The following is a 26,066-nucleotide window of genomic DNA, read 5'->3' as shown; positions in this document are numbered from 1 at the left end:
GCGCACCACGAAGTTTCCGCGACCACTCTGGCGGCCGCCATCCGCTCGCGGGAGTGGCTCGCACGACAGTGAGCGAAAGGATCTCGCCAATCATCGGACCGACAGGCGGCGCACCGGCGCCACCGGGGCCGCTTTGAGGATGGTCTCAGGCAGGGTGGGAAGGATGTCTGGAATGCGTCCCATACGACTGGCACCCGTGCTGCTCGTCCTCTACGTCGGGCTCGTGCTCTGGGCGACCCTCGGACCGGTGCCCTGGGCCGGGCCGAGCTACCAGTCCCGTGACGGCGTCCTCGACCTCGGCAGCTGGCTCGACGCGGAGACGTGGGCCATGGGGACGGGCACCGAGTTCGTGCTCAACGTGCTGATGTTCGTGCCGCTCGGCGTCCTGCTCGCGCTCACCCTGCGCCGGCTGCCCGTCCTCTGGGTCACGGCGGTCGCCGTCGGCCTCGGCGTGCTCATCGAGCTCGCCCAGATCCCCATGGTCGATCGCATCTCCGACCCGCGCGACGTGGTCGCGAACGCCGGCGGCGCGCTGCTCGGCGTGCTGGTCGCGCGCGGCGTCGCCGCGCTCGTCGCGCTCGCCCGGCGCGGCGAGACGACGCAAGCCCGGTCCCGCGCGCAGCGCACCTCCTGACCGGCGGCGGGCCGGCCCCGCGGCATCCGCTCGGTCGTGCGCGGCCGAGTCAGGCCGCGAAGGTGTGGCGGTACTCCGACGGCGACGTGCCGAGGATGCGGTGGAAGTGCAGGCGCAGGTTCGCACCGGTGCCGAGCCCCACGCGGTCGGCGACCTGCTCGACGCCGAGGTCGGTGCGCTCGAGCAACTCGCGCGCGAGGTCGATGCGCGCCCGCAGGATCCACTGCATCGGCGTGTAGCCCGTGTCGTCCACGAACCGGCGCGAGAAGGTGCGCGGCGAGACCGTCGCGTTTCGCGCGAGGTCGTCGAGGGTGAGCGGTTCGTGCAGGTGCTCGAGCGCCCACTGGCGGGTCGCCGCGAACACGTCGCCGAGCGGCTCGGGCAGCGCCCGCGGCACGTACTGCGCCTGGCCGCCGCTGCGGTAGGGCGCCGCGACGAGCCGTCGCGCGGCGTGGTTCGACACCGCGACCCCGTGGTCGCGGCGCACCAGGTGCAGGCAGAGGTCGATGCCCGAGGCCGCGCCGGCCGAGGTGAGCACCTGCCCCTCGTCGACGAACAGCACGTTCTCGTCGACGTCGACCCGCGGATGCCGCGCCCGGAGCGCCCGGGTGTAGTGCCAGTGCGTCGTGGCGCGCCGCCCGTCGAGCAGCCCGGTCGCCGCGAGCGCGAACGCGCCGGTCGAGATCGCCGCGAGGCGCGCGCCCCGCTCGTGGGCGGCGCGGAGCGACTCGACGACCTCCGCAGGCGGGTCCTCGCGGTCGGGGTGCCGGTACCCGGGGATGAAGATCGTCTCGGCCCATTCGAACGCGTCCAGCCCATGGGCGACGTGGTACGAGAGCCCGTCGCCACCCGTGACCGGGCCGGGCCGGGCGCCGCACACGCGCACCTCGTAGGGCATGCTCGCGCGGGTCGTGAACGTCTGCGCGGGGATGCCGACGTCGAGCGGCTTCGCGCCCTCGAGCACGAGCACGGCCACCCGATGGTTCGGTTGCGTCATCCGGCAAGAATGCCACTGGTCGCAAGGATCGCGCACGGCCGCGTCGCGAGGTGCGGAGGGTAGAGTCCGGGAGAGCGGAGGTGGGGATGGACGACGAACTGGTCCTGGTCACAGGGGGAACGGGCTTCATCGCCCTGCACTGCATCGTCCGGCTGCTCGGAGAGGGCACGCGGGTGCGCACCACCGTGCGAGGGCTCGAGCGCGCCGATCAGGTGCGCGCGCTCGTGCGGAGCGGCGGCGCCGACCCCGACGGGCTCGAGATCGCGGCGGCCGACCTGCTCGACGACGGCGGCTGGCCCGCCGCCGTCGAAGGGGCGACGCACGTGCTGCACGTGGCCTCGCCGTTCCCGGCCCGCCAGCCGGAGGACGAGGACGAGCTCATCGCCCCCGCCCGCGACGGGGCGCTGCGGGTACTGCGCGCCGCGCGCGACGCGGGCGTGCGGCGCGTGGTGCAGACCTCGTCGTTCGCCGCGATCGGGTACGGCCGACCGCACCCGGGCCGCCCGTACACCGAGGCCGACTGGACCGACCCCGAGTCGCCCCACGTCACCGCGTACGTGCGGTCGAAGACGCTCGCCGAGCGCGCCGCCTGGGACTTCGTCGGCCGCGAGGGCGGCGACCTCCAACTGACGACGGTGAACCCGGTCGCGGTCTTCGGCCCGGCACTCGGCCCCGATCTCTCGGCGTCGCTCGAACTGCTGCTCGCGCTGCTCAACGGGCGCTACCCGGCGGTGCCGCACGGCATGGTCAACGCGGTCGACGTGCGCGACGTCGCCGACCTGCACCTGCGCGCGATGCGCCATCCGGATGCCGCGGGCGAGCGATTCCTCGCCGTGTCGGGCGACCCGTTCGAGTACGTCGAACTGTCGCGCCTGATGCGCGCCGAGCTCGGCGAGCGGGGACGACGGGCGACGACCCGCGTGCTGCCCGACTGGGTCGTGCGCGCCGCGGCGCCGTTCGTCGCCGAGGCGCGCACCATCGCGGCCGAGCTCGGCCGGCGCGTCGACGCGTCGCACGAGAAGGCGACGCGCGTGCTCGGGTGGACGCCGCGCTCCCGCGAGGAGGCCGTGCTCGCGTCGGCGCGGAGCCTCATCGAGTTGGGGCTCGTCCGCTCCTGACCCGTCGCCCGCTGGGTATCGTGACCACGTGACCTCCGACGCCCCCTCCGATCCGCGCTTCGGCCTGACCGTCGCCACGCCCTGGTACCCGACGAACCACCAGCGGATGGCGGGCTCCTTCGTCGCCGAGCAGTCCCGCCTGGCCGCGGGGCTCGACGCGGTCCGCTCCGCCGGCGGCGTGCAGGTCGTGCACGGCGAGGAGTGGGGTGCCGGCGCGGCGGACGAGGCGGCGCGCCTGCGCCCGGCCTTCGACGCGACACTGGATGCCCTGCGGCGCAGCGGCGGGATGCGGGTCGCCGGCGCGGTCGGCCCGGTGCACCGGGTGCCCGTGTTCACCGTGTCCGGCGACGACTGGGGTCGGCGCGGCGAGGCGCTCGTGCGCGACGTGCGGCGCGCCGTGGGCGAGTTCGCCTCACCGGTGGTGCACGGCCACGTCGGCTACCTCGGCGGCCTCCTCGCGGCGCGCCTCGCCGATCCCGGCGCCCGCGTCGTCGCGACCGAGCACTCCACCGCCCTCGTCGACGTGCTCGCCCAGTCGCAGGCCCGCGACCACTACGCCGAGCTCGTAGAGCGCGCCCACGCCGTCTTCTGCGTGAGCGATCTCGTGCGCCGGCAGGTGCTCGACCGCGTCGACGACCCGCACGGCCGCGTGCAGGTGCTCGCGAACCCGGTCGACTTCGCCGGCGCGGGCCGGCGGGTCGCCCCGCCGACCGCCCTGCACCGGTGGGTGTTCATCGGCGGGCTCACCGAACGCAAGGGCGTGCTGCGCCTCGCGCGGGCGTTCGCGATCGTCGCGCGCGAGCACCCCGAGGCAACCCTGTCGATGTACGGCACCGGCCCGCTGCGCGACCGCATCGTCGAGATCGCGCGGGAGGCGGGCGTCGCCGACCGGCTGCACCTGCACGGCGTGCTCGGCCACCGCGAGCTCCTGGCCCGGCTGCCCGGGTACGACGTGCTCTTCGCGCCGAGCACCTACGAGACCTTCCACCTCGCCGTGCCCGAGGCGGTCGCCGCCGGCCTGCCCGTCATCGTGACCCGGAGCGGCGGCCCCGAGGAGGCGCTCGCGGGCGTCGAGGACCGCGTCGGCCGGTTCGTCGACGTCGAGGAGGCCCCCGACCAGCTCGTCGACGCGTGGCGCGACCTCTCGGCGGGACTCGACCGGCTCGACCTCGACGGCGCACGCGACGAACTCGACGCGCGGTACGGGCTCGACGCGGTGCGGCGGCGGATGGCGCAGGCCTACGGGGTCGACGATGCGGCGACGGATCTCGCCGGCGTCGCCGCCGGGCACGCGGCATCCGACGCGCCCGAGCGGATCGTCCTCGCGGCCCTCTCGGGCTGGCGGCGCTTCCACGTCGAGTCGGAGCTCGACGCGGCCCGCCGGCTGGACGTGCCGACGCAGCTCGTGACCGCCGACCCCGCGATCGCCTCGCTCGCGGCGGCGAGCGACGCGCCCGAGGTGTCGGTCGTACGGCCCGCGGCGGTCGACCCGGCCGGCCCCGGATCGTTCCCCGTCCGCGCCCGACGGGTCGCGGCATCCGTGGTCGGGGCGACGCGGTCGCGCGGACTGCGCGCAGGGCTGGGAGCGATGCGGCGCGAGCTGCCGAACCTCGGACGCCCGGCTCCGGTCGCCCTGCCCGAGGCGGCGACGCTCGTCGTCGCCGACTGCCAGTCGATGCCGGTCGCCGTCGCGCTCCTCGAACGCCATCCGGGGTGGCGCCCCGTGGTCGAGCTCGATCGCGCCGGCCCGCTCGCGCCGCCGCCCGACGCCGAGGTCGGCTGAGCGCACGCCGGGCCGGCTACGCGTCGCGCCAGCCGTGCCGCGGCTCGAAGCCGAGCTCGGCGCGGGCACGCTCGATCGAGAACAGCGAGTCGTGCTCGCCGAACTCCCGCCGCAGCTCGGCACCGGGGAAGAACTCGTCGATCAGCGCCGCGGTCGGGCGCGACATGACGGTGTCGGCGTTGGCGATGACGTAGGCGCGCGCGCCCGAGACGTCCGCCTCGAGCCCCGCCCGGACCGACGCGGCGGCGTCGCGCACGTCGATGTAGCCGAACGCGTTGAACAGGCGCGACTCCGGCGCCTCCTCGAACGCGGCGAACTCGCCGTAGCGCGCGGGGTCGATCACGTTCGAGAACCGCAGCGCGATGAACGGGATGCCCGACCACGCGGAGATGTGCTCGGCCATCGTCTCGCCGAGCACCTTCGACAGGGAGTAGGTGGACGTCGGCTTCGGGAAGTGGTCCTCGTCGAGCGGCAGGTACTCCGGCGGGTTCTCCTTCGAGAAGTCGAGGCCGAGTGTCGTCTCGCTCGACGCCCAGACGACCCGCTCCACGCCCGCCTGGGCCGCGGCGAGGAAGACGTTCGAGTTCATCGCGTTGTTCACGTTCAGCGTGCGAGCCGGCGTGAAGATCGTCGGCGCCGGGATCGCCGCGAGGTGCGCGACGGCGTCGACGCCGGCGATCACCTCGAACGCGTCGCCGAAGTCGGTCAGGTCGGCCTGCGTGTACGTGAGGTCGGGGCGGGACCACCTCGCGGGCAGCTCCGGCGACGGCGGCACCACGTCGGTCGCGAGCACCTCGTACCCGTGCTCGAGCAGGTCGGCGACGACCGCCCTCCCGGCCAGGCCCGACGCTCCGGTGACGCAGATCCGCTTCGACATCCCACTCCCCTCGCCCGCGGCAGGGTGCCGACGGGTCCCGCCCATTCTGCGCGGGCGGCCCGGCCCCGTCCACCCGGGCCCGCGGCGGTGGCGCATCAGGCGCGAGCCGTACGATCGACGCATGAGCGACCCGTCCGACCGCCATCCCTCCGATCGCGACCCGCGCGACGACCGGCCGTCGGGCGAGCCCGATTCGCCGCAGCCGGTCCCGTCCGGCGCCGCGCCGACCCCGTGGTTCCAGGACCAGACGGATGTCGGCGGCATCGGCATGGCGCGCCTGTTCGCCTGGGCCGCGCTCCTGATGGGCGTCGGCGCCCTCGGCATCGGGGTGCTCGCGCCGCTCGAAGGCGACGCCCTGCGCACCGTATGGATCGCGGGCTTCGGCACGGCCGCCATCTGGGTCGCGGGCATGGCGGCGCCGCGCTACCGGCGCGAGGGCGTGCGGGTGTCGTGGGCGGTCCCGGCGGCGATGCTGCTGGGCGGCCTCGCGATCCTCGTCGCCGCGTACGCGTTCGTCGTGATCGTCGCGGCATCCGGCGGGACGGTCCTGCCGGCGCCCGAATACTGGCTGCCCCCGACGCCGGTCGTGCCGGGGGTGCGGACCTGACGGGTCAGGCCCCGGCCTCCGGCTCGTTGTAGTTCGCGATCGCCTCGTCGGCGATGTCGCGGGTGATCGCACCGAACCGCTGCCAATCGGGCTCGCCGATGGTGCCGCCCACGATGCATTCGACCCCGCCGACCTCGACGAGTTCGGGTTCGCGGTTGCCGTCGTCGACGTCCATGTAGACGAACCAGTCGCCGTCGTCGCGGAGCAGGACCGTCGCCTCCTCGAACGGGGCGTACTCGACGCGCGTCGGGTCGCCCGGGTGGTACATGAGCGTCTGCGCGCGGCAGAGCGCGTACGCGTCGACCGCCTCGAGCGGTGCGCCGGGGCCCCGCGCGGCGGGCGGTTCCTCCGTCGCCGGAGCCGTCGTCTCGGGTGCCGCGCTCGGCGTCGGCGACGGCGTCGTCGCCGACGGGCCGGCCGTCGGGCCGGCCGTGGGTCCGGGCTCCTCCGCTGCGCATCCGGAGAGCAGGGCGGCGACGACGGTCAGGAGGGCGGCTGCGGCCGTGACGTCTCGCGAGATCGTGCGCATGCTCGGAGGCTAACCCCGCCTCGTCCGCCAGCGCGGCACGGCGCGCCCTCAGCGCGCATCGAGCGCGGCGAGCACGCGCGCCACCGTCCCGCCCAGGTTCCACTCGTCGACCAGCGCCTCCAGTGCGTCGCGGCGGCCGTCGGCGACGGGCGCGAGCCTCGCGCCCAGGTCGTCGGCCGAGGGCAGGTCGAGGTCGCGCACCACGTTCACGACCCGCGGCGCGACCTCGAGGTAGTCGTGCGCACCGGTGAGCCGGGCGCGCATGGTCGCCGACAGCCGCGGGGCCGCCTCGGCCGCGTCGGGGTCGCCGGACGCGACGGCGAGCATCGCGTCGAGCGAACCGAATTCGCCGAGCAGGCCCGCGGCGGTCTTCTCGCCGATGCCCGCGACGCCCGGCAGCCCGTCGGAGGTGTCACCGCGCAGCGTCGCGAAGTCGGCGTACTGCGACGGCTCGACGCCGTACTTGGCGACGACCCACTCGTCGGTGACGAGTTCGAGCCGGCGCATGCCCCGCGCGGTGTAGATCACCCGCACGCCGCGGTCGTCGTCGACCAGCTGGAACAGGTCGCGGTCGCCCGTGACGACGTCGACGGGCATGGTCGCCTGCACGGCGAGCGAGCCGATGACGTCGTCGGCCTCGTGCTCGGCGACGCCGACGACGGGGATGCCGAGCAGGCCCAGCACCTCGCGGATCATCGGCACCTGCTCCTCGAGCGGGTCGGGCACCTCCTCGATGTCGGGACCGCCCGGCACGACCTGCTCGACCCGGTGCGCCTTGTAGCTCGGGATGAGGTCGACGCGCCACTGCGGTCGCCAGTCGTCGTCCCAGCACGCGACGAGGTGCGTGGGCTCGAAGTCGGCCACGAGCTTCGCGATCATGTCGAGCAGCCCGCGCACCGCGTTCACGGACGTGCCGTCCGCCCGCTTCAGGGAGTCGGGCACCCCGTAGAACGCTCGGAAGTACAGCGACGCGGTGTCGAGCAGCATGAGGCGGTCGGTCATGCGCCGATCCTCCCACCTCCCGCCGACCGACGGGTCACAGCGAACCCACAGCCGCGGGCGCTCGAATCACGGAACAGCCCCGCACGCTCGGGGGTTGTTCCGGATGACGCCACGACACCGCGCCATCCGGTGTCGCGTGGGGGCGCCGCAGCCGGCGGCGACCATGGCGTCCAGGAGGAGGCACCGTGTCACAGGAGTACCGACCCACCGCCGAGGCGATCGACCGCCTCACCCCCTTGCAGCGCAAGGTCACCCAGCAGGATGCCACCGAGCCGGCGTTCCGCAACGAGTACTGGAACCACCACGAGCCGGGGCTGTACGTCGACGTCGTGTCGGGTCAGCCGCTGTTCGCGAGCGTGCACAAGTACGACAGCCGCTCGGGCTGGCCGAGCTTCACCCGTCCGATCGACGACGCCGCCGTCACCGAGCACGTCGACCGCTCGCTGTTCATGAAGCGCGTCGAGGTGCGCTCGGCGGGCGCCGACAGCCACCTCGGCCACGTCTTCGACGACGGCCCGGCGGAGGCCGGCGGCCTGCGCTACTGCATCAACTCCGCGGCGCTGCGCTTCGTGCACCTCGACGACCTCGAGGCCGAGGGCTACGGCGAGTACCGCCACCTGTTCACCACCACCGACGAGGAGACCGCATGACCACCCCCGGCGCCATCACCACCGTTCCCGGCACCGAGACCGCCGTCCTCGCGGGCGGCTGCTTCTGGGGCATGGAGGAGCTGATCCGCAAGCGTCCGGGCGTGCTCGCGACGCGCGTCGGGTACACGGGCGGCGACGTGCCGAACGCGACGTACCGCAACCACGGCACCCATGCCGAGGCGATCGAGATCGTCTTCGACCCGACCAAGCTCACCTATCGGGAGCTGCTGGAGTTCTTCTTCCAGATCCACGACCCGACCACGAGGAACCGCCAGGGCAACGACATCGGCACCAGCTACCGCTCGGCGATCTACCCGACGAGCGCCGAGCAGCACGACACGGCGATCGACACGATCGCGGATGTCGACGCGTCGGGCATCTGGCCCGGCCCGGTGGTGACCGAGGTCGCCCCGGCGGGCGCGTTCTGGGAGGCCGAGCCGGAGCACCAGGACTACCTGCAGCGCATCCCGTGGGGCTACACGTGCCACTTCGTGCGGCCGAACTGGACGCTGCCGAAGCGCGACACGGCTCAGGCGGGCTGACGCCCCGCTAGCGTGGGGCGCATGCGGTTCTCGTGGCGGCTCCCGGAGCGATTCCGCGTGTCGGAGCGGTTCCGGGCCACGAGGCGTGCGCCCCTGCTGCAGGTCCTGAAGTCGGCGGTCGCGACGGTCGCCGCGTGGCTGATCGCCGGGTGGCTCATCCCCGGCCCGCTGCCGGTGTTCGCCGCGATCGCAGCCCTGCTCGTGGTGCAGCCGAGCGTGAACCAGTCGCTCGGCAAGGCGGTGGAGCGCAGCGTGGGCGTGATCGCGGGCGTCGTGATCGCGTCGGGGCTGGGGCTCGCGTTCGGCGAGGCCGGGTGGGTGGTGCTCGTCGCGATCGTGGCCGCGATCCTCATCGCCTGGGCGCTGCGCATGACGACGGGCACGTCGAACCAGGTCGCGATCAGCGCGATGCTGGTGCTCGCCCTCGGCGGCACGTCGCCGGAGTACGCCCTCGACCGCGTCATCGAGACGCTGATCGGTGCGGCGATCGGCATCGTCGTCAACGTGCTCATCGTGCCGCCGGTGCTCGTGGCGCCGTCGCGCGACGCGCTCGCGCGGCTCGGCGGCGAGCTCGCGGCATCCGTCGACCGGCTCGCGACCGCGCTCGAGACGCCCCAGCGCTCCGCGGACCTGACGGGGCTGATGCTCGAGGCGCGGCTCATGCGCCCGATGCGCGACGCCGCGGATGCCGCCATCGCCGAGGCCGAGGAGTCGCTGACCCTGAATCCCCGCCGCTCAGCCCACCGCGGCGACCTGGCCGAGCAGCGCCGGCTGCTGAACCGGCTCAGCCCGATCGTGACGCAGGTGGTCGGGATGTCGCGCGCCTACGTCGACCACTACGACGACGGGCTGCACGACGAGCCGACCGTGCGCGCCATCGCCGAGCAGCTGCGCCGCGTGGCGCACGACGTGCGGCTCGCGGTGCACCTCGCCGACGTGGAGCCGCAGCCGCTCACCTCGGCGGTGCCGGCGCTGACCGCCCCGCTCGTCATCGCGGCTCCCAAGTCCGACCACTGGATCCTGGTCGGCTCCCTCATGGAGGACCTGCGCCGAATCCGCGAGGAGCTGCTCGTCGACGAGGTGCCGCCGGACGCGGCGGGGTTCTGACCATGACCCGGACGACGACGGTCACGCCGCTGCTGGTCGCCGACCTCGCCGTCGAGGGCGAGCGGATGCCGGTCTGCGTGCACCTCATCGACCACCCCGACGGTCGCGTGCTGGTCGACACCGGCCTGACCCGACTGCACCCGGCGGTGGCCGACCTCGATCCCCGCCTGTACCCGCTCGACACCCACGACCTCGACCTCGCGGGGATCGACCTCGTCGTCAACACGCACCTGCACTTCGATCACTGCGGCGGCAACCACCTCTTCGCGGGCACCCCGATCCACGTCCAGCGTCGCGAACTCGACGACGCCCGCACCCTGGGCGACTACACCATCCGTGAATGGGTCGACCCGCCCGGAGTGACGTACGTGCCCGTCGACGGCGAGGTCGAGCTGCTCCCGGGCCTCCGTCTCGTGCCCGCGCCCGGTCACACGCCGGGATCGCAGATCGTCGTGATCGAGACCGGAGCGCGACCCGTCGTCGTCGCCGGCGACACCGCGGTCTGGTTCGGCGAGCTCGACGAGCCGAGCACCGAGGGCCAGCGCCTCATCCGTGCGCTCGATCCCGTGGAGGTGTGGCTGGCGCACACCTCCGCCCCGTGGCGGCCGCACCCGCGCTGACGCCACCGGGAGGCGACGACGCACCGGAAATCGAATCCCACCACTCCTCCCCCGCCCGGTGCCGCGGCGAACCCGACGACGGTTTCTCCCGCGGAGCTGGGGGAAAGGTATCCGGCGGATACCTTTCCCCCATGACCGAACGGGAAACCATCCTCTGCGCGCGCTGCGCGGCTCCGCGCGGCCGGGTCGGATGGCCCACGTGGGGCTGACGACGGTGAAGGTCGACGAGGAGACGCACCGGCTCATCGGCGACCTCGCGCACCTGCTGGGACGGAGCCGACGCGAGGTCGTGCGCGACGCGGTCAACGCGTTCGCGACGTGGCGTGAAGCGGCGCTCGACGAAGGGGCGGCCGCCGCGAGCGATCGCATCGCCCTTGCGAACGCCCGGCACCTCGGTCGCGTCACGGCAGGCGACCTCGCCACCTCGGCGGCGGAACGCGCGGAGCGGTCGAGGATCGGCGCGGGCAGGGTGTCGGAGTCGACCTACCACCTGCTCTCGGTCCATGAGCGACTCGAGGTCCGCCGCCCGGAACTCGAGCGCGCGTTCGGCGAGCGCGGCGCACGGAACCCGCGGCTCGTCGATCCGCGGGCGTTCGGCCACGAGAAGGGATCGACGGTGATCCTCGTCGACCTGGACGATCCCGACCGGTCACCCGTGTTCGAGCTCGTCACCGTCGCGCTCGAGATCCTGGGCGAGTTCGCCCACGTCGTCGCGTCGAACGCACCGTACCCGTCGTTCGCGGCGCGCTGGAGCCGGGAGGACGAGCGAGAGGTCGGCCCGCCGACGCCGGAGACGCCAGAGCCGTCGGAGGCGCCGGAGGCGCCGGAAGCGCCGGAAGCGTCGGAAGCGTCGGAAGCGTCGACGCGAGGGGAAACGGGCAACTGCGTGCCGCCGTGACGGGTCGCGGCCACTCGACCACGATCGTGCCCGTCCATGGACCGGCGGGGATAGGGTGCGCGAAGAGGGGGTTCCTCATATGAGCGACGCCGACGGCTCGACCGCTGATCCGGAGCGCGCGGCGCAGCCGCGGGCCGGCGGGCTGGGGGCGATCGGGCGCACCCCGCTCGTGCGCCTCGGGGCGATCGTCCCCGAGGGCGCCGCGGAGGTCTGGGTCAAGCTCGAGGGCGGGAACCCGACGGGATCGTACAAGGACCGGATGGCGGTCTCGCTCCTCGCCAGCGCATTGCGCCGCGGGGATGTCTCGCCGGGCGACACCGTCGTCGAGTTCACCGGGGGGAGCACCGGCACCGCGCTCGCCTTCGTCGCCGGGGTGCTCGGACTCCGGTTCACGGCCGTGTTCTCCGACGCGTTCTCCGACAGCAAGCGCCAGGCGATGGAGGCGTTCGGCGCCACGGTGCTCATCGAGCCGAGTGTCGACGGGATGATCACCACCGAGCTCGCGGAGCGGATGCGACGGCGAGCGCACGAGCTCGCCGCGCGACCCGGTTCCTACTACGCCGACCAGTTCGGTTCACCCGACGTGCTCCTCGGGTACGCCCCCATGGGCGCGGAGATCGCCGAGTCGCTCGATGGCGACATCGACGTGTTCTGCACCGCAGTGGGCACGGGCGGCGCCCTGATGGGAGCCCTCGACGGCCTGCGGCGGGCGGGCGCGGACCCCGCGGTGGTGACGGTGGAACCGGCCGAGGCGCCGCTGCTGACCGCCGGCGTCAGCGGGGCGCACCACGTGGAGGGGGTCGCGGTGTTCCCCGACCCGCCGTTCCTCGACCGGTCGGTGCTCACCGACGTGCGGGTCGTCGCCCAGGAGCGGGCGTTCGAGACGTGCCGCCGCCTGGCGCGGTCGGAGGGCGTCTTCGGCGGCGGCTCGACGGGACTCAACGTCAGCGGCGCGATCGACCTCGCGGTGGAGCTCGGCGAGGGGCACCGGGTCGTGACGATCTCGTGCGACACCGGCCTGAAGTACGTGGGCGAGGACCCCTACGCCTGCCGACGGATCAGGCCATGAGGTCGCGGACCGACTCGCCCCACTCGAAGCCGCAGTCGCGGCAGTCGAAGATCGGCGCGGCGTCGGCGGCGCGCGCGGCCTCCGTCGCCTCGACCTCGAAGTCGAGCGGGCCGTACACGATCACGCGCACCGCGGCGGAGCCGCAGCGCAGGCAGGGCTCGTCGAGCACGTTCGGCTCGAGCGTCGGATGCGTCTGGTTCGTCATGCCAGCACGGTACGTCCGGCCTCCGACATCCACGGGCGCCGGGCCCGCGCGTCGCCCGCGCGGCGGACGAACGGCCCGCAGGTCGCCACGGCGGCGCTCGGCGGCGACATCCGCTCTGGCTAGGGTCGAGGCGGAAAGGGGTGCGCCATGACCCAGCCCGCGAACCCGAGCGGATTCGACTTCTTCCACGCCGGCGAACTGCCGGCGCCGAACCTGTCCGCCGACGAGGTCGCCGGGATCGCCCGCGCGCGCTGGGGCCTCGAGCTCGGGCTCGACCCGCTCGGCAGCCAGCAGGACCAGAACTTCTTCGCCCGCGACGGGTCCGGCGAGCCGGTCGGCGTCGTGAAGATCACCAACCCCGCGTTCACCGCCGCCGAGCTCGACGCGCAGGACCACGCCGCCTCGCGCATCGCGGCCGCCGCGCCGCACCTGCGCATCGCGACGACGACCCTCGCCGACGACGGCACCCCGCGCTCGGTCACCGCCGACACCAGCGAGGGACCGCTCGCCATCCGGCTGCTCGAGTACCTGCCGGGCGGCACGCTCAACGGTTCGGCGCACCTCTCCCCCGCCGTCGTCGCGCGCATGGGCGAACTCGCGGCGCACGCGAGCCTCGCGCTCGCCGGGTTCGAGCACCCCGGCCTCGACCGCGTGCTGCAGTGGGACCTCCGGCACGCCGACCGCGTGGTCGGACTGCTCGCCGGCTACCACCCCGACCCCGCCAAGCGGGCGCAGGTGGCGGATGCCGCGACGCGCGCCTGGGCCGACGTGCAGGTCGTCGCGGCCGACCTCCCCGTGCAGGCCGTGCACCTCGACCTCACCGACGACAACGTGGTGTGCACGACCGAGCGCGGCATCCGCACGCCCGACGGCATGATCGACTTCGGCGACGTCACCGCGAGCTGGGCGGTCTCCGAGCTCGCGATCACGATCTCGTCGGTGCTGCACCACGACGGGGCCGAGCCTGCGTCGGTGCTGCCCGCGGTGCGCGCGTTCCACGCGCTGCGGCCGCTCTCGCCCGCCGAGGTGCGCGCGCTCTGGCCGCTCGTCGTGCTGCGCGGGGCCGTGCTCGTCGTCAGCGGCGAGCAGCAGGTGCAGATCGACGGCGGCGCGAACGAGTACGCCGCGGCGGGCGTCGAACGCGAGTGGCGGATCTTCGAGCAGGCCGCCTCGGTGCCCGCCGAGGTGATGACGGCCGTGATCGCCGACGACCTCGGCGTCGACCTCGGCGAGCCCGCCCCGTCGTACGGCGCACGCCTCTCGCTCACCCCCGGGATCGCCTCGCACGCCGCCGTCCGCCTCGACGTGTCGATCACGTCCGACGCGGTCGACGCCGGCGCCTGGCTCGATCCCGACCTCGAGGAGCGCCTCGCGCTCGCCGCGCTCGACGCGGGCGCACCGGCCGCGTGGCTCGAACGCGGCACGCCGCGGCTCACCGAGTCGCGCATCCGCTCCGCCGCCTCGCCCGGGACCATCCCCACGGGCGTCGACGTGTGGTTCGCCGAATCGCAGCGCGTCGAGGCGGCGCAGGGCGACCTCCGGCTCGTCGTCGAGGGCGCCGACGGCGCGATCATCCTCGACGGCAGCGTGCCCGCCCGCACGCGGGCGCGGCTGCGGCTCGAGTCCGCCGACGGCCCGCGCGTCCCGCACCTCGTGCGACCCGAGTACGCCGTCGGGTGGCTGCGACTCACGGCCGACCCAGGGCTCGCGCTGGGCCTGGGCGACGCCGCGCCCGAATCGGCCCTCGCCGACGGCGCCCACGCCGCCGACGACGCCGCGCGCCTCATCGCCCGCCGCGACCGCGCGTTCGCCGACGTGCAGGAGCACTACTACGACGCTCCGCCGCGCATCGAACGTGGATGGCGCGAGCACCTCGTCGGCACCGACGGGCGCGCGTACCTCGACATGGTCAACAACGTGACCCCGCTCGGCCACGGGCACCCGGCGCTCGCGGCCGACGTGGCGAAGCAGCTGCGCACCCTGAACACGAACTCGCGCTTCAACTACGGCGCGGTCGTGGAGTTCTCGGAACGGCTCGCCGCGCTCGCGCCCGACCCGCTCGACACCGTGTTCCTCGTCAATTCCGGCTCGGAAGCCACCGACCTCGCGATCCGCGTCGCCATGGCGGCGACCGGCCGCCGCGACCTCGTCTCGCTGCTCGAGGCGTACCACGGGTGGACGTACGCCTCCGACGCGGTGAGCACGTCGGTCGCCGACAACCCGAACGCGCTCGCCACCCGGCCCGACTGGGTGCACCCCGTCGACGCGCCGAACCCGTTCCGCGGCGTGCACCGCGGCGAGGACGCCGGGCGGTACGGCCCCGAGGCCGCGGCGAGGATCCGCGAGCTCGCGGCATCCGGTCGGCCGCCCGCGGCGTTCATCTCGGAGAGCTTCGCCGGCAACGCCGGCGGCATCCCCCTGCCGGACGGCTACCTCGCCGACGTGTACGCGGCCGTGCGCGAGGTCGGCGGCCTGGCGATCTCCGACGAGGTGCAGGCCGGGTACGGCCGCCTCGGCGAGTGGTTCTGGGGCTTCGAGCAGCAGGGCGTCGTGCCCGACGTCATCGCCGTCGCGAAGGCCGCGGGCAACGGCTACCCGCTCGGCGCCGTCATCACGACCCGCGAGATCGCGGCCCGCTACCGCACCGGCGGCTACTTCTTCTCCTCGACGGGAGGCAGCCCGGCGTCGAGCGTCGCCGGGCTCACCGTGCTCGACGCGTTCCGCGACGAGGGGCTCCAGCGGAACGCGGCCGAGACCGGGGCGCACCTCAAGGCGCGGCTCGAGGCGCTCGCGGAGCGGCATCCGCTCATCGGCATGGTGCACGGGTTCGGGCTCTACCTCGGCGTCGAGTTCGTGCGCGATCGCGCCACGCTGGAACCCGCGACCGAGGAGACCGCGGCGATCTGCGACCGGCTGCTGACACTCGGCGTGATCATGCAGCCGACCGGCGACCACCAGAACGTGCTCAAGGTGAAGCCGCCGCTGGTCGTCACGCGCGAGAGCGCCGACTTCTTCGTCGCGATGCTCGACCGGGTGCTCTCCGAGGGCTGGTGAGCGGATGCCGCGGGGCGCTCGGACCCCACCGCGCGGGCTCCGCGCAGCACGTCCGCGCCCTCCGCGGTAGGGGTTGACAGCGCCGTCGGCGCGGCGGAGCCTGCAAGCAAGCGGTCGGGGGCCCGTAACCCCCCGTGCGCGTGGGGGCGACGATGACGACGTTCGGCATCGAGGAGGAGTTCTTCTTCCTCACACCTGACGAGATGCTGCCAGCGAACATCGCGGAGGACGTGGTCGCGCGCCTCGCCGACGATCCCGAGTGGGCTCCGCGCGTGCACCGCGAGTTCCTCGCCTCGCAGGTGGAGCACGCGACCGACGTGCACACCGACCTGGGCGAGGCGGGCGAGGCGCTGCTCGCCTTCCGCCGCGAGGTCGACGCCGACGCGGGCCGGCACGCCCTCTGCGTCGCGAGCGTCGGCACCACGCCCGACGCGCACGCGTTCCCGTCCATCACCGACGTGGATCGGTATCACCGCGTGGTCCGCGACATGGCCGGCGTCATCGCCGACCACCAGATGAGCGGCCTGCACGTGCACGTCGGCATCCCCGGCCGCGAGCACGGCGTGGCGGCGATGAACGCCGTCCGGCCCTGGCTGCCGCTGCTCACGGCCATGACGGGCAACTCGCCGCTCTGGCGCGGCTACGACACGGGATACGAGAGCTGGCGCACCATCCAGCTCCGGCGGTGGACGACCGCCGGGTGCCCGCCGCGCTTCGTCGACGCCGCCGACTACGACCGCCGCATCCGGCAGTTGATCGGCATGGGCGGCATGGCCGACCTCGCGCTCATCGCTTGGAACGTGCGCCTGTCGGAGCACCTGCCGACCATCGAGTTCCGGTTCGCCGACGCCCAGCTCACCGCCGACGACACCCTGCTCGTCGCGGCGCTCTGCCGCGCCCTCGTGCTGCGAGCCGTCGACGCGGTCGACCGCGACGGGTTCGCCGCCGCCGCGGGGGTCCGGCCGGTCCGGCCGGCCGACGAGCCCGACCTCGACGTGCCGCCCGAGCTGCTGAGCGCGGCGACGGTCCACTCCGCCCACTCCGGGCTCGCCGGCGACGTGTTCGACCCGGCGACCGGATGCCTCGTGCCCGCCCCGGACCTCGTGCGCCGCCTCGAGCGGCACCTCGCCGAGCCGCTCGAGCGAACCGGCGACCGCGCGGTCGTGCACGAGCTGATCGAGCGGCTGCTGCTGGACGGCACGGGCGCCGCACGCCAGGTCGCCGCCTGGCGGCGGGGCGGCGTCCCCGCGCTGCGACGGCTCTACGCCGCGACGATCACGGCGGTGCCGCGGACCCGTCGGTTCGCCGCCGCGACCGGCCGGGCGGGAGCACCGGAGGCCGGCGTGCGCCGCCTCGCCGGCGGCATCCGCTGACTCGCCGGCGGCATCCGCTGATTCAACCGAACGGTTGAGGCGCCCACCCGGCGGCCCGCCTAGCGTGGAGGTCAGCGCACCAGATCGACCGACGATCCGACCCGAGGAGATCCGATGAGCACCACGCACACCACCGCGCCCGAGCGGACGCACGCCGCTTCCGGGGGCGCGGCCGACACCGTCCGGCAGGTGGTCGTGCTCGTAACGAGCCTGCTCGCCATCGTCGCCGCGTTCATCGGGTCGGGCGCCGTCGTCGGCACGCCGATCCAGGAGGCCGCCGGCGGATGGCTCGACGCCGACTCGACGCTGATCGCGCCGGGCCGCTCGGCGTTCTCGATCTGGAGCGTCATCTACACGGGGATGCTCGCCTACGCGATCTGGCAGCTGCTGCCCGCGCAGCGCGCCGACGCGCGGCACCGCCGCATCGGCTACGCCGTCGCCGCCTCGCTCGTGCTCAACGCCGTCTGGATCGGCGTGGTGCAGCTCGACCTGCTCGGCATGAGCCTGCCCGTCATCGTCGTGCTGCTCGCGGTGCTCGCGTGGCTGTTCGTGCAGCTGCGGCGGATGCCGCCGAAGAACCTCGTCGACGCCGTCGTCACCGACGGCTCGATCGGGCTGTACCTCGGCTGGGTCGTGGTGGCGACCGCCGCGAACGCGACGGCCGTGCTGGCCGCCGCAGACTTCTCGGGCTGGGGCCTCGCCGACGAGACGTGGGCGGTCATCGTCGTCGCCGCGGCCGCCGCGGTCGGCGTCGGGCTCGCGCTGTGGGGGCGCGGCCGGATCGCCCCGATGCTGTCGTTGTGCTGGGGCCTGGCGTGGGTCGCCGTCGCGCGACTGACCGACCAGCCCGAATCGACGACGACCGGGATCGCCGCGATCATCGCCGTCGCGGTCGTCGTCGTCGTGACTCTCGGTGCGCGGATCGCCGCGATGCGATCCGCACGTGCGGGCGACTCGGTGGGGGCCGACGCCGCGGCATGACCGGGAGACGCTGCGCGGGGGCGCAGCACGAGGGGCCGGGGCGCATTCGGGTCGCCCCGGTTCCTCCGCGTTGGGGCACCATGGGGTGATGGACGTCGAGGAGGAGCCGCTCACGGTCGACGTGGGCGACGGCATCGGCACGGTCTCGGCCGTGCTCGCGCGGCCCGACGACGCCACGGCGACCGTGGTCGTCGCGCACGGCGCGGGCGCCGGCCGGGAGCACCCGTTCCTCACCGGCTTCTGCCGGGCGCTCGCCGGGCTCGGCGTGGCGACCCTGCGGTTCGACTTCCCCTACCGCGAGGCCGGCCGCCGGTTCCCCGACCGGCCCCCGGTGGCGATCGCCACGTGGCGGGCGGTGGCGGATGCCGCAGCCGCCCGGGCGCCGCAGGGCGAGCGCGTATGGGCCGCGGGCAAGTCGTACGGCGGGCGCATGGCGTCGATGGCCGTCGCCGACGGCATGCCCGCGGCGGGCCTGGTCTTCCTCGGCTACCCGCTCCACCCGCCGGGCAAGCCGGAGAAGTCCCGCGACGAGCACTTCGCCGACCTCGACGGCGTGCCGATGCTCTTCCTGCAGGGCCGGAACGACCCGTTCGCCGTCCCGAACGAGCAGCTCGACGAGCTCGTGCGGCGCATCGGCCCCGCCGCGGTGCTCGAGTGGGTGGATGGCGCCAACCACTCGTTCGAGGTCAAGGGCGCACGGCGCCCCGCCGCCGAGATCGGCGCCGGGCTCGCGCCGCGGGTGGCGGCCTTCATCGGGCCGCGCCCGGCCCACTGAGGGACCTTCGGCCTCGCGACATCCGTGCCCGCCGAGGCAGCATCGTGGGCAGGGGGTGCACCATGACCGCTGACACGCCCGGCACGCCGGGCACCGTGAACCCGCAGGTCGCCCGCGCGGCCGCCGCGACGACCTCCGACCGCTCGTTCATCGCCACGTGGCTGTTCGCCTGGCTGCTCGGGGTCTTCGGCGTCGACCGGTTCTACCTGGGCAAGGTCGGCACCGGCGTGCTGAAGCTGCTCACGATCGGGGGCCTCGGCATCTGGTGGCTCATCGACCTCGTGCTCACGCTCGCCAACGCCCAGCGCGACCACGAGGGTCGTCGCGTCATCGGCACGCGGCAGGAGCAGACGATCGGCTGGATCGTCACCGCCGTCGTGGTGCTGCTGGGCTGGGTGACGAGCGCCATGACGCAGGCGTTCTCCGTCCTGGTCGGGCAGATCCCCGGCGTGTCCTAGCCGGCCGCCCGGGCGCCGACTCCTTACGGAGTGCTGACGATGCGCGGATGACGGGGCGCCGCCGCGCCCGGCGGACGTAGCCTGAGGCCATGCCTGTCGTGCGACGCGGAACCGCCGCGTGGGTGCTGCCCGCGGTGGCGGGCGTCGGGGCGGCCGCGATCGGCGCGGGCGCGGGCGAGCTCACCGCCGCGATCCTCGCGCCGGCGGCGTCGCCCTTCGGGTCGATCGGCTCGCTGCTGATCGACCTCGCTCCGCCCTGGGCGAAGGATGCCGCGATCGCCCTGTTCGGAACCGGCGACAAGCTCGCGCTGCTCGTCGGCATCGGCGTGGTGCTCGCCGTGCTCGGCGCCGCGGCCGGCGTGCTCGAGTCGCGGCATCCGCGGTGGGGTCGCGGGCTGTTCGCGTTCGCGGGCGTGCTCGGGGCGGTCGCCGCGGGGACCCGGGCGAACGCGTCGATGCTCGCGATCCTGCCCGCCGCGGTCGGCGCGATCGCGGCCATGGCCGCGCTCACGCTGCTGCTGCGACGTCGTCCCGCGGACGAGGCGCCCGCGGAGGCCGGAGCGGGCGCACTCGACCGGCGGCGGTTCCTCGCCTGGGCCGGAGGCGCGACGGCGCTCGGCGTGCTGGCCGCAATCGGGGCGACGGCGCTCACGGCCGGGTCGCGCGCGGTGGTCGCCGTCCGCGACGCGCTGCGCCTTCCGGCCGCCGCCCGGCGGGCGACCGTGCCCGCCTCGGCCGAACTCGACATCCCGGGTCTGGCGCCCGTGATCACCCCGAACCGCGACTTCTACCGGATCGACACGGCGCTGAACGTGCCCCAGGTCGACCCCGCCGACTGGCGCCTGCGCATCCACGGCATGGTCGACCGCGAGCTCGAGCTCTCGTGGGACGACCTGCTCGCCCTCCCGCTGGAGGAGAGCATCACCACCCTCGCGTGCGTGTCGAACGAGGTCGGCGGCGACCTCATCGGCACGGCGGTGTGGCTCGGCCACCCCATCCGCGAACTGCTCGCCCGCGCGGCCCCCTCCGCCGACGCCGACATGGTGCTCTCGCGCAGCATCGACGGGTTCACCGCATCGACCCCGCTCGAGGTGCTGCAGGACGACCGCGACGCGATCCTCGCCGTGGGCATGAACGGCGAGCCGCTGCCCCTCGAGCACGGGTTCCCCGTGCGCATGGTCGTGCCGGGGCTCTACGGATACGTCTCGGCGACGAAGTGGGTGACCGAACTGCGGGTCACGCGCTTCGACCGCGACCGTGCGTACTGGTCCGATCGCGGGTGGAGCGAACGCGGGCCGGTGAAGCTGTCCTCCCGGATCGACGTGCCGCGTCAGGGCGCGACCGTCGACGCGGGCCCGGTCGTGGTCGCCGGGGTGGCCTGGCAGCAGCACGTCGGGGTCGCCGCCGTCGAGGTGCAGGTCGACGACGGCGAGTGGGCGCCGGCGACGCTCGCCACTGCGATCTCCCGCGACACGTGGGTGCAGTGGCGGTACGAGTGGGATGCCGAGCCCGGCGGGCACACACTCCGCGTGCGCGCCGTCTCGGCCGACGGCGAGGTGCAGACGACCGACGTCGCACCGGTCGCACCGGACGGCGCCACGGGCCTGCACGAACGCGCCGTGCAGGTCCGCTGACCCGGCCCGGCCGCCGGGGCCGGCCCGGCCGCCGGGATCAGGCGAGCGGCGGGGTGCGCGGCGGTGCGACCCGACGCGGCGCCAGGGCCTCGAACGCGGCGCCGAGGCGCAGCAGGGCCGTGTCGTCGTAGGCGCGTCCGGCGAACGTGAGGCCCACCGGCATCCGGATGTCGGCCAGGAGGCCCATCGGCACCGTCACGGTCGGGATCCCGAGGTGGCGCGGCACGAGGTTGCCGTTCGCGACCCAGACGCCGTTTCGCCAGCCCAGCTCGGCCGAGGCGGGGTTCACGTCCATGTCGGCGGGGCCTACGTCGGCGACCGCGGGGAAGGCGACCGCGTCGAGGCCGAGCTCGTCCATCCACTGCTCGAGGTCGATGCGGCGCGTCTCCTCCAGGCCGCGGAGGCCGTCCTCGAGCTCGGGCATGTCCCGCCACGTGGCATCCGGGTGCGCGCGCACCCACTCGGGGTACTCCGCGATGTCGTCGTCGAAGCCCGTGTAGCGGTCGGGCAGGGCCCCCTCGGGCTGCGGGAAGATCCGTGCGCCGTCGACGCCGGCGAGCGTCGAGAGCGCGGGATCGCCGTTGGCCTGCAGGAAGTCCTCCCAGCCCCACGCCGAGAGGTCGACGATCTCGCGCTTGAGGTACGCCGGCGAGACGAGCCCGCGGGTCGCGATCGTGGGCGCGCCGGGACGGTCGCCCTCGTAGTTCGACACGACGGGGAAGTCGACGAGCACGACCTCGGCGCCCGCCGCCTCGAGGTCGCGCCGTGCCGCCTCCCACAGCTCGATCACCGAGGCGCGCGTCTCGATGCGCTGCCCCGTGGGACCGCCGATGCCGACCGTACCGCCGGGTTCGGCCGTGCCGGCCTCGGGGTCGGCGTTCACGTACATCCGGGGCACGCCGATGCGCTTGCCCGCGAGCTCGGCCGGCGCACCCGGGGCGCCGGTCGCGAGCGCGGCGTACGAGGCGGGCCGCACGGCGGATGCCGCCGGCAGCTCGATCCACGGCTGCGTGCGCCAGAAGTCGCCTCGGGTCTCGGCGTCGTCGGCGACGATGACGTCGAGCACCTCGAGCAGGTCGGCCATGGTCCGGGTCTGCGGAACGACGACGTCCATCGTCGGCACGAGCGGCCAGTTGCCCCGCGTCGAGATGACCCCGCGCGAGGGCGTGTAGGCGCAGAGCGCGTTGTTCGAGGCGGGCGCGCGGCCGGACGACCAGGTCTCCTCGCCGAGGCCGAACGCCGCGAACGAGGCCGCGGTCGCCGTTCCGGAGCCGTTCGACGAGCCCGAGCCGAACGCGGCGGTCAGGTACTCCGCGTTGTACGGGCTCTCGGCGCGGCCGTACACGCCGCGCTGCATCCCGCCGTTGGCCATGGGCGGCATGTTCGTGAGGCCCAGGCAGATCGCGCCCGACCCGCGCAGGCGCTCGATCGTGAACGCGTCGCGCTGCGCGACGAGGTCGGCGAAGGCCGGCGATCCGGATGCCGCGGTCAGCCCCCGCACCAGGTAGGAGTCCTTCGCGGTGTACGGGATGCCGTCGAGCGGCCCGAGGGTCTCGCCGCGCGCCCGGCGCTCGTCCGACGCGCGCGCCTCGGCGAGCGCGTCGGGGTTCTGCACCACGACCGCGTTCAGGGCGGTCTCCGTGTCGGGGCCGTCGTACGCGTCGATGCGCGCGAGGTACGCCTCGACGAGCCCGACGGCGGTGGCGCGCCCGGACTCGAGCGCGTCGCGGAGGTCGGCGATCGTCGCCTCGACGACGTCGAACGAGTGCGAACCGGATGCCGCGTTCATCGCGCCACCGCCGGCTGCTGCTGCGTGATGCAGTGGATGCCGCCGCCACGGGCGAAGAGCGGCCGGGCATCGACCGTCACGGCCGTCCGGCCCGGGTAGGCCGCCTCGAGGATGTCGCGCGCCGCGGCATCCGCCCGTTCGTCGCCGAAGCCGCAGGCGATGACGCCGCCGTTGACGACCAGGTGGTTGACGTAGCTCCAGTCGACGAAGCCGTCGCCCTCGCGGATCTCGGCCGGGGCGGGCAGGTCGAGGATCTCGAAGCGCCGGCCGGCGGCATCCGTCTCCTCCGCGAGCTGCGCGCGCAGCTCGCGCGTGACCTCGAAGTCGGGGTGCTCGGGAGAGTCCTGGCGGTGCAGCAGCATGCGGCCGGGCGCGGCGAGCGTCGCGACGATGTCGACGTGGCCGTTGGTGCCGAACTCGTCGTAGTCGCGCGTGAGGCCGCGGGGCAGCCAGACGGCCTTCGTCGCGCCGATGGTGCGGGCCATCTCGGCCTCGACGCGGGCGCGGTCGGCGTACGGGTTCCGGCGCGGGTCGAGCTGCACGGTCTCGGTCAGCAGCACGGTGCCCTCGCCGTCGACGTGGATGCCGCCCCCCTCGTTCACGAGCGTGCTCGAGACGAGCTCGGCGCCGACGAGCCCGGCGATGAAGCGCGCGTGCTCGGCCGACCTGCGCCAGTCGGACCACTCGTGGTCGCCCCAGCCGTTGAAGATCCAGTCGACCGCGCCGAGCACGCCGGGGCGCTCGTCGTCGACGACGAAGGTCGGGCCGTGGTCGCGCATCCAGAACTCGTCGACGGGCGTCTCGACCTGCGCGATGCCCTCGCCCAGCATGCGAGCGGCGCGGTCGCGCTCGGTCGGGTCGACGAGCATCGTGACGGGCTCGAACTCCGCGACGGCGTGGGCGACGGCGGTCCAGGCCGCGTAGCCCTCCTCGCGCTCGGCGGCCGAGTCGCCGAGGGTGAACCCCTCGCGCGGGAACGCCATCCAGGTGCGCTCGTGCGGCGCGGTCTCGGCGGGCATGCGCCAGGTCATGCGTGGTCTCCGTTCGTCCGTGCGGATGCCGCGGCATCCGTCTCGATGATGGCAGCGGGCGCGGCAGCCGCGACACCCGGCCGCTTCGCGGGGTCGCGGTACGGGTCGGTGGTCAGCCACAGCAGGGCGTAGATTCCGGCCCCGAGCACCGGGCCGACGAGGGCCGACAGGTCGGCGCCGCCGAGGGCGTTCGAGATCGGGCCGACGTAGAGGGTCGTGTTCGCCGACAGCACGGCGATCGTGATGGCGGTCACCATCGCGACGACGCCGGGCGGGAACACGCCGCCGCGGTACCAGAACGGGCCGCCGCGGCGCGTGTCGTCGAGCGCGGCGCCGTCGTAGCGGTTGCGGCGCAGCACGATGTCGATAGCGTAGATCGACACGAGCGGGCCGAACACCGTGACCGCGAGCTCGAGCGAGGCGCTGAGGGCGTCGAGGAAGCTCGGCGACAGGAACAGGACCCAGCCCGCGGCGGCGGTCGCGACGATGCCGGTGACGATCGTGGTCGCGGCGCGCGAGATGCGCTCGGCGAGCGCCTGCGCGTAGAAGCCGGTCGAGTACGCCACGAGCACGTTGTTCGTGATGCTCGAGAGCACGATCATGCCGAGGAAGAGGGGCGTGAACCACGCGGGCACGATCTCGCCGATGGTGAGCTCGGGGTCGGTCATGTCGATCGCGGTGCCGGCGACGACGCCGAGCGCACCGATGAGCACGGCCGGGACGAAGCCGCCGAGGGCGGTGTACCAGGCGACGGCCTTCTTGGAGACGTCCGCCGGCAGGTAGCGGGCGTAGTCGGCGCCGATGCCCCACGACAGCGGGCTCGAGGCGACGATCGCGAGGCCGAGCATGACGAGCGCCCAGTGGTCGGCGACCGGCAGCGGCTCGACCTCGTACGTCCAGTCGGCCGCGCCGAACACGAACACCGCGAGCACGACGAACACCACGGCGAGCGCGGCCGAGAACCACGGCGCGAGCGCGAGGATCGTCGCGTGGCCGTAGACGCCGATGACGAAGCTCAGGACGCCGATGACGGCCAGCACGACCCACTCGCCGCCGGCCGGCAGCCCGATCCCGAAGTGGGCGAGCAGCGCGATCGCCCCGAGCGTGGCGAACGCGACGTTGATGATCTCGTAGAAGAGCCCGATGAGCACGCCGAGGCCGGCGCCGAAGACCTTGTTGCCGCGGATGCCGAACATGGCGCGCATGATCGACACGCTCGGCGAGCCCGAGACCGGCCCGCTGACGGCGAGCCAGCCGACGAGCGCCCACCAGAGGTTGCCGACGACCGTGATCGCGAGCGCCTCCCACAGCGGCAGGCCGAGGAGCATCAGCACGCCGCCGACGACGAAGTAGAGGTAGCCGACGTTCGCCGACATCCACACCCAGAAGAGGCTCGACGGGCGGCCGTGGCGCTCGGAGGCGGGGACGTGCTCGGTGCCGTGCTGCTCGACGTGGCCGACGCGGTCGGCGGCCGGGGCGACGGTGGCGGATGCCGCGAGGCCGGACGCCGCCGGCGCGGCGGGCGCGGGCGGGGTACTGGTGGGAGTCATGGGCGAACCTCGTCGTTCGTGTCTTTATTGATCGTGCGATCAATAGTGCAGGAGATTACCTAGACTGGCTCCACGATGTCAACATCCGCCCGCGCGAAGGCGTCGCGCAAGAGCCCGTCGGAGCGATCCGCCGAGATCGCGGACGCCGCGCGCCGGATCGCGCTCGAGCAGGGCCTCGCGGCCGTGACCCTTCGCTCCGTCGCGGCTCGCGCCGGCGTGACCCCGGCGCTCGTCGCGCACTACCGGCCGAACATGGACGCCCTCGTCGCGAGTACGTTCGGCACCCTCGTCGCCGCCGAGATCGCCGAGGTGGGCCGGCTGCTCGAGCGCCTCCCGGGCCCGCGCGAACGGCTCGGCGCGCTCCTCGACACGCTGCTCGACGGCACGCGCGACGACGTGACCGTCGTGTGGGTCGAGGCCTGGGCGCTCGGCCGCCGCAACGACGCGCTCGCGGCCTCCGTCCGCGAGCAGATGGACGCCTGGCAGTCGGTCGTGCAGGGCGTGATCGCGCAGGGCGTCGCCGAGGCCGGGTTCGAGACGGATGACACGGCCGCGACGGCGTGGCAGCTCCTCGGCATGATCGACGGGCTCAACGCACAGGCGCTCGTCCGCTGGGGCGACGCGAGCGACCGGGGATCGTTGATCCATCGCGCGGTCGAGGGCATGCTCGGCCTCGAGCGCGGCGCACTCGGACGCGAGGCGCAGCGCGGCGCGGGCGAGGGCGCCCTTCGCCATGCGGAGCGCGACCTCGATTTTCCGTGAGCATTGCTCGATTCCATGCCA

Annotated in this window: 25 protein-coding genes; 17 read left to right on the top strand and 8 right to left on the bottom strand. The window is 74.2% G+C overall.

Annotated features, from left to right (window positions below; translation table 11 throughout):
- The first annotated feature begins 172 nt into the window (after positions 1-172).
- On the top strand, positions 173-634 hold the full coding sequence (locus ACUY4T_RS07905; protein ID WP_446018374.1) for a VanZ family protein: 462 nt from the start codon (positions 173-175) through the stop codon (positions 632-634).
- A gap of 49 nt (positions 635-683) precedes the next feature.
- Here ACUY4T_RS07905 and ACUY4T_RS07900 read toward each other — a convergent pair whose 3' ends face one another.
- A complete protein-coding gene (locus ACUY4T_RS07900; protein ID WP_446018373.1) occupies positions 684-1,631 on the bottom strand; it encodes a GlxA family transcriptional regulator in 948 nt (315 codons plus the stop codon).
- An 86-nt stretch (positions 1,632-1,717) separates the two neighbouring features.
- On the opposite strand from ACUY4T_RS07900, the gene ACUY4T_RS07895 reads away from it, so the two are divergent.
- On the top strand, positions 1,718-2,749 hold the full coding sequence (locus ACUY4T_RS07895; RefSeq protein WP_446018372.1) for an SDR family oxidoreductase: 1,032 nt from the start codon (positions 1,718-1,720) through the stop codon (positions 2,747-2,749).
- A 28-nt stretch (positions 2,750-2,777) separates the two neighbouring features.
- On the top strand, positions 2,778-4,532 hold the full coding sequence (locus ACUY4T_RS07890; protein ID WP_446018371.1) for a glycosyltransferase family 4 protein: 1,755 nt from the start codon (positions 2,778-2,780) through the stop codon (positions 4,530-4,532).
- Positions 4,533-4,548: 16 nt separating this feature from the next.
- On the opposite strand, the gene ACUY4T_RS07885 is transcribed toward ACUY4T_RS07890, so the two are convergent.
- On the bottom strand, positions 4,549-5,409 hold the full coding sequence (locus ACUY4T_RS07885; RefSeq protein WP_446018370.1) for an NAD-dependent epimerase/dehydratase family protein: 861 nt from the start codon (positions 5,407-5,409) through the stop codon (positions 4,549-4,551).
- 121 nt (positions 5,410-5,530) lie between these two features.
- Between ACUY4T_RS07885 and ACUY4T_RS07880 the strand changes: the two genes are divergently transcribed.
- A complete protein-coding gene (locus ACUY4T_RS07880; protein ID WP_446018369.1) occupies positions 5,531-6,016 on the top strand; it encodes a hypothetical protein in 486 nt (161 codons plus the stop codon).
- A 4-nt stretch (positions 6,017-6,020) separates the two neighbouring features.
- On the opposite strand, the gene ACUY4T_RS07875 is transcribed toward ACUY4T_RS07880, so the two are convergent.
- Together ACUY4T_RS07875 and ACUY4T_RS07870 are read right to left on the bottom strand one after the other, a co-directional pair.
- Positions 6,021-6,545, bottom strand: coding sequence for a hypothetical protein (locus ACUY4T_RS07875; protein WP_446018368.1), 525 nt, complete (start codon positions 6,543-6,545; stop codon positions 6,021-6,023).
- Between the two features lie 48 nt (positions 6,546-6,593).
- Positions 6,594-7,547 carry a 5'-3' exonuclease gene (locus ACUY4T_RS07870; protein WP_446018367.1) on the bottom strand — a complete coding sequence of 318 codons (954 nt, stop codon included), beginning with the start codon at positions 7,545-7,547 and terminating at the stop codon, positions 6,594-6,596.
- A 185-nt stretch (positions 7,548-7,732) separates the two neighbouring features.
- On the opposite strand from ACUY4T_RS07870, the gene msrB reads away from it, so the two are divergent.
- From msrB to ACUY4T_RS07840, 6 genes are all read left to right on the top strand, one after another.
- Positions 7,733-8,197, top strand: a complete 465-nt coding sequence (gene msrB, locus ACUY4T_RS07865) for a peptide-methionine (R)-S-oxide reductase MsrB (protein ID WP_446018366.1) — start codon at positions 7,733-7,735, stop codon at positions 8,195-8,197.
- Positions 8,194-8,739 (top strand): peptide-methionine (S)-S-oxide reductase MsrA, encoded by a 546-nt coding sequence (gene msrA / locus ACUY4T_RS07860; RefSeq protein WP_446018365.1) that lies wholly within the window; start codon positions 8,194-8,196, stop codon positions 8,737-8,739. Before msrB ends, msrA begins: the two co-directional genes overlap by 4 nt.
- Positions 8,740-8,760: 21 nt before the next feature.
- Complete coding sequence (locus tag ACUY4T_RS07855) at positions 8,761-9,846, top strand: FUSC family protein (RefSeq protein ID WP_446018364.1); 1,086 nt, start codon at positions 8,761-8,763, stop codon at positions 9,844-9,846.
- A gap of 2 nt (positions 9,847-9,848) precedes the next feature.
- The gene (locus ACUY4T_RS07850) at positions 9,849-10,466 is read left to right on the top strand and encodes an MBL fold metallo-hydrolase (protein WP_446018363.1); all 618 of its coding nucleotides are present in this window, start codon (positions 9,849-9,851) and stop codon (positions 10,464-10,466) included.
- A gap of 199 nt (positions 10,467-10,665) precedes the next feature.
- A complete protein-coding gene (locus ACUY4T_RS07845; RefSeq protein ID WP_446018362.1) occupies positions 10,666-11,364 on the top strand; it encodes a ribbon-helix-helix domain-containing protein in 699 nt (232 codons plus the stop codon).
- A gap of 79 nt (positions 11,365-11,443) precedes the next feature.
- Complete coding sequence (locus ACUY4T_RS07840; protein ID WP_446018361.1) at positions 11,444-12,433, top strand: PLP-dependent cysteine synthase family protein; 990 nt, start codon at positions 11,444-11,446, stop codon at positions 12,431-12,433.
- Here ACUY4T_RS07840 and ACUY4T_RS07835 read toward each other — a convergent pair.
- The gene (locus ACUY4T_RS07835) at positions 12,423-12,638 is read right to left on the bottom strand and encodes a hypothetical protein (protein ID WP_446018360.1); all 216 of its coding nucleotides are present in this window, start codon (positions 12,636-12,638) and stop codon (positions 12,423-12,425) included. The genes ACUY4T_RS07840 and ACUY4T_RS07835 overlap by 11 nt on opposite strands.
- Positions 12,639-12,785: 147 nt before the next feature.
- On the opposite strand from ACUY4T_RS07835, the gene ACUY4T_RS07830 reads away from it, so the two are divergent.
- The 6 genes from ACUY4T_RS07830 to ACUY4T_RS07805 all read left to right on the top strand — a co-directional run bounded on the left by ACUY4T_RS07830 (position 12,786) and on the right by ACUY4T_RS07805 (position 20,913).
- Positions 12,786-15,692 carry an aminotransferase class III-fold pyridoxal phosphate-dependent enzyme gene (locus ACUY4T_RS07830; protein WP_446018359.1) on the top strand — a complete coding sequence of 969 codons (2,907 nt, stop codon included), beginning with the start codon at positions 12,786-12,788 and terminating at the stop codon, positions 15,690-15,692.
- A gap of 152 nt (positions 15,693-15,844) precedes the next feature.
- Positions 15,845-17,065, top strand: coding sequence for a carboxylate-amine ligase (locus tag ACUY4T_RS07825; RefSeq protein WP_446018358.1), 1,221 nt, complete (start codon positions 15,845-15,847; stop codon positions 17,063-17,065).
- A 114-nt stretch (positions 17,066-17,179) separates the two neighbouring features.
- On the top strand, positions 17,180-18,046 hold the full coding sequence (locus ACUY4T_RS07820; RefSeq protein WP_446018357.1) for a TspO-related membrane protein: 867 nt from the start codon (positions 17,180-17,182) through the stop codon (positions 18,044-18,046).
- Between the two features lie 88 nt (positions 18,047-18,134).
- Positions 18,135-18,821 (top strand): alpha/beta hydrolase family protein, encoded by a 687-nt coding sequence (locus ACUY4T_RS07815; protein ID WP_446018356.1) that lies wholly within the window; start codon positions 18,135-18,137, stop codon positions 18,819-18,821.
- A 62-nt stretch (positions 18,822-18,883) separates the two neighbouring features.
- On the top strand, positions 18,884-19,279 hold the full coding sequence (locus ACUY4T_RS07810; RefSeq protein ID WP_446018355.1) for a TM2 domain-containing protein: 396 nt from the start codon (positions 18,884-18,886) through the stop codon (positions 19,277-19,279).
- A gap of 89 nt (positions 19,280-19,368) precedes the next feature.
- On the top strand, positions 19,369-20,913 hold the full coding sequence (locus ACUY4T_RS07805; RefSeq protein WP_446018354.1) for a molybdopterin-dependent oxidoreductase: 1,545 nt from the start codon (positions 19,369-19,371) through the stop codon (positions 20,911-20,913).
- 37 nt (positions 20,914-20,950) lie between these two features.
- On the opposite strand, the gene ACUY4T_RS07800 is transcribed toward ACUY4T_RS07805, so the two are convergent.
- From ACUY4T_RS07800 to ACUY4T_RS07790, 3 genes are read right to left on the bottom strand one after another with little or no spacing between them, the layout of a single operon-like run.
- The gene (locus ACUY4T_RS07800; RefSeq protein ID WP_446018353.1) at positions 20,951-22,702 is read right to left on the bottom strand and encodes an amidase; all 1,752 of its coding nucleotides are present in this window, start codon (positions 22,700-22,702) and stop codon (positions 20,951-20,953) included.
- Entirely contained in the window at positions 22,699-23,733 is a 1,035-nt protein-coding gene (locus ACUY4T_RS07795) for an agmatine deiminase family protein (protein ID WP_446018352.1), read from the bottom strand. The genes ACUY4T_RS07800 and ACUY4T_RS07795 overlap by 4 nt, the downstream gene beginning before the upstream one ends.
- Positions 23,730-25,283 (bottom strand): purine-cytosine permease family protein, encoded by a 1,554-nt coding sequence (locus ACUY4T_RS07790; protein ID WP_446018351.1) that lies wholly within the window; start codon positions 25,281-25,283, stop codon positions 23,730-23,732. Before ACUY4T_RS07790 ends, ACUY4T_RS07795 begins: the two co-directional genes overlap by 4 nt.
- A 75-nt stretch (positions 25,284-25,358) precedes the next feature.
- Here ACUY4T_RS07790 and ACUY4T_RS07785 point away from each other — a divergent pair, with 75 nt between their 5' ends.
- Complete coding sequence (locus ACUY4T_RS07785; RefSeq protein ID WP_446018350.1) at positions 25,359-26,045, top strand: TetR/AcrR family transcriptional regulator; 687 nt, start codon at positions 25,359-25,361, stop codon at positions 26,043-26,045.
- Positions 26,046-26,066: the final 21 nt, after the last annotated feature.

It is taken from the genome of Agromyces arachidis, from assembly GCF_052805135.1.
This window is presented reverse-complemented; position numbering and strand designations above follow the sequence as displayed.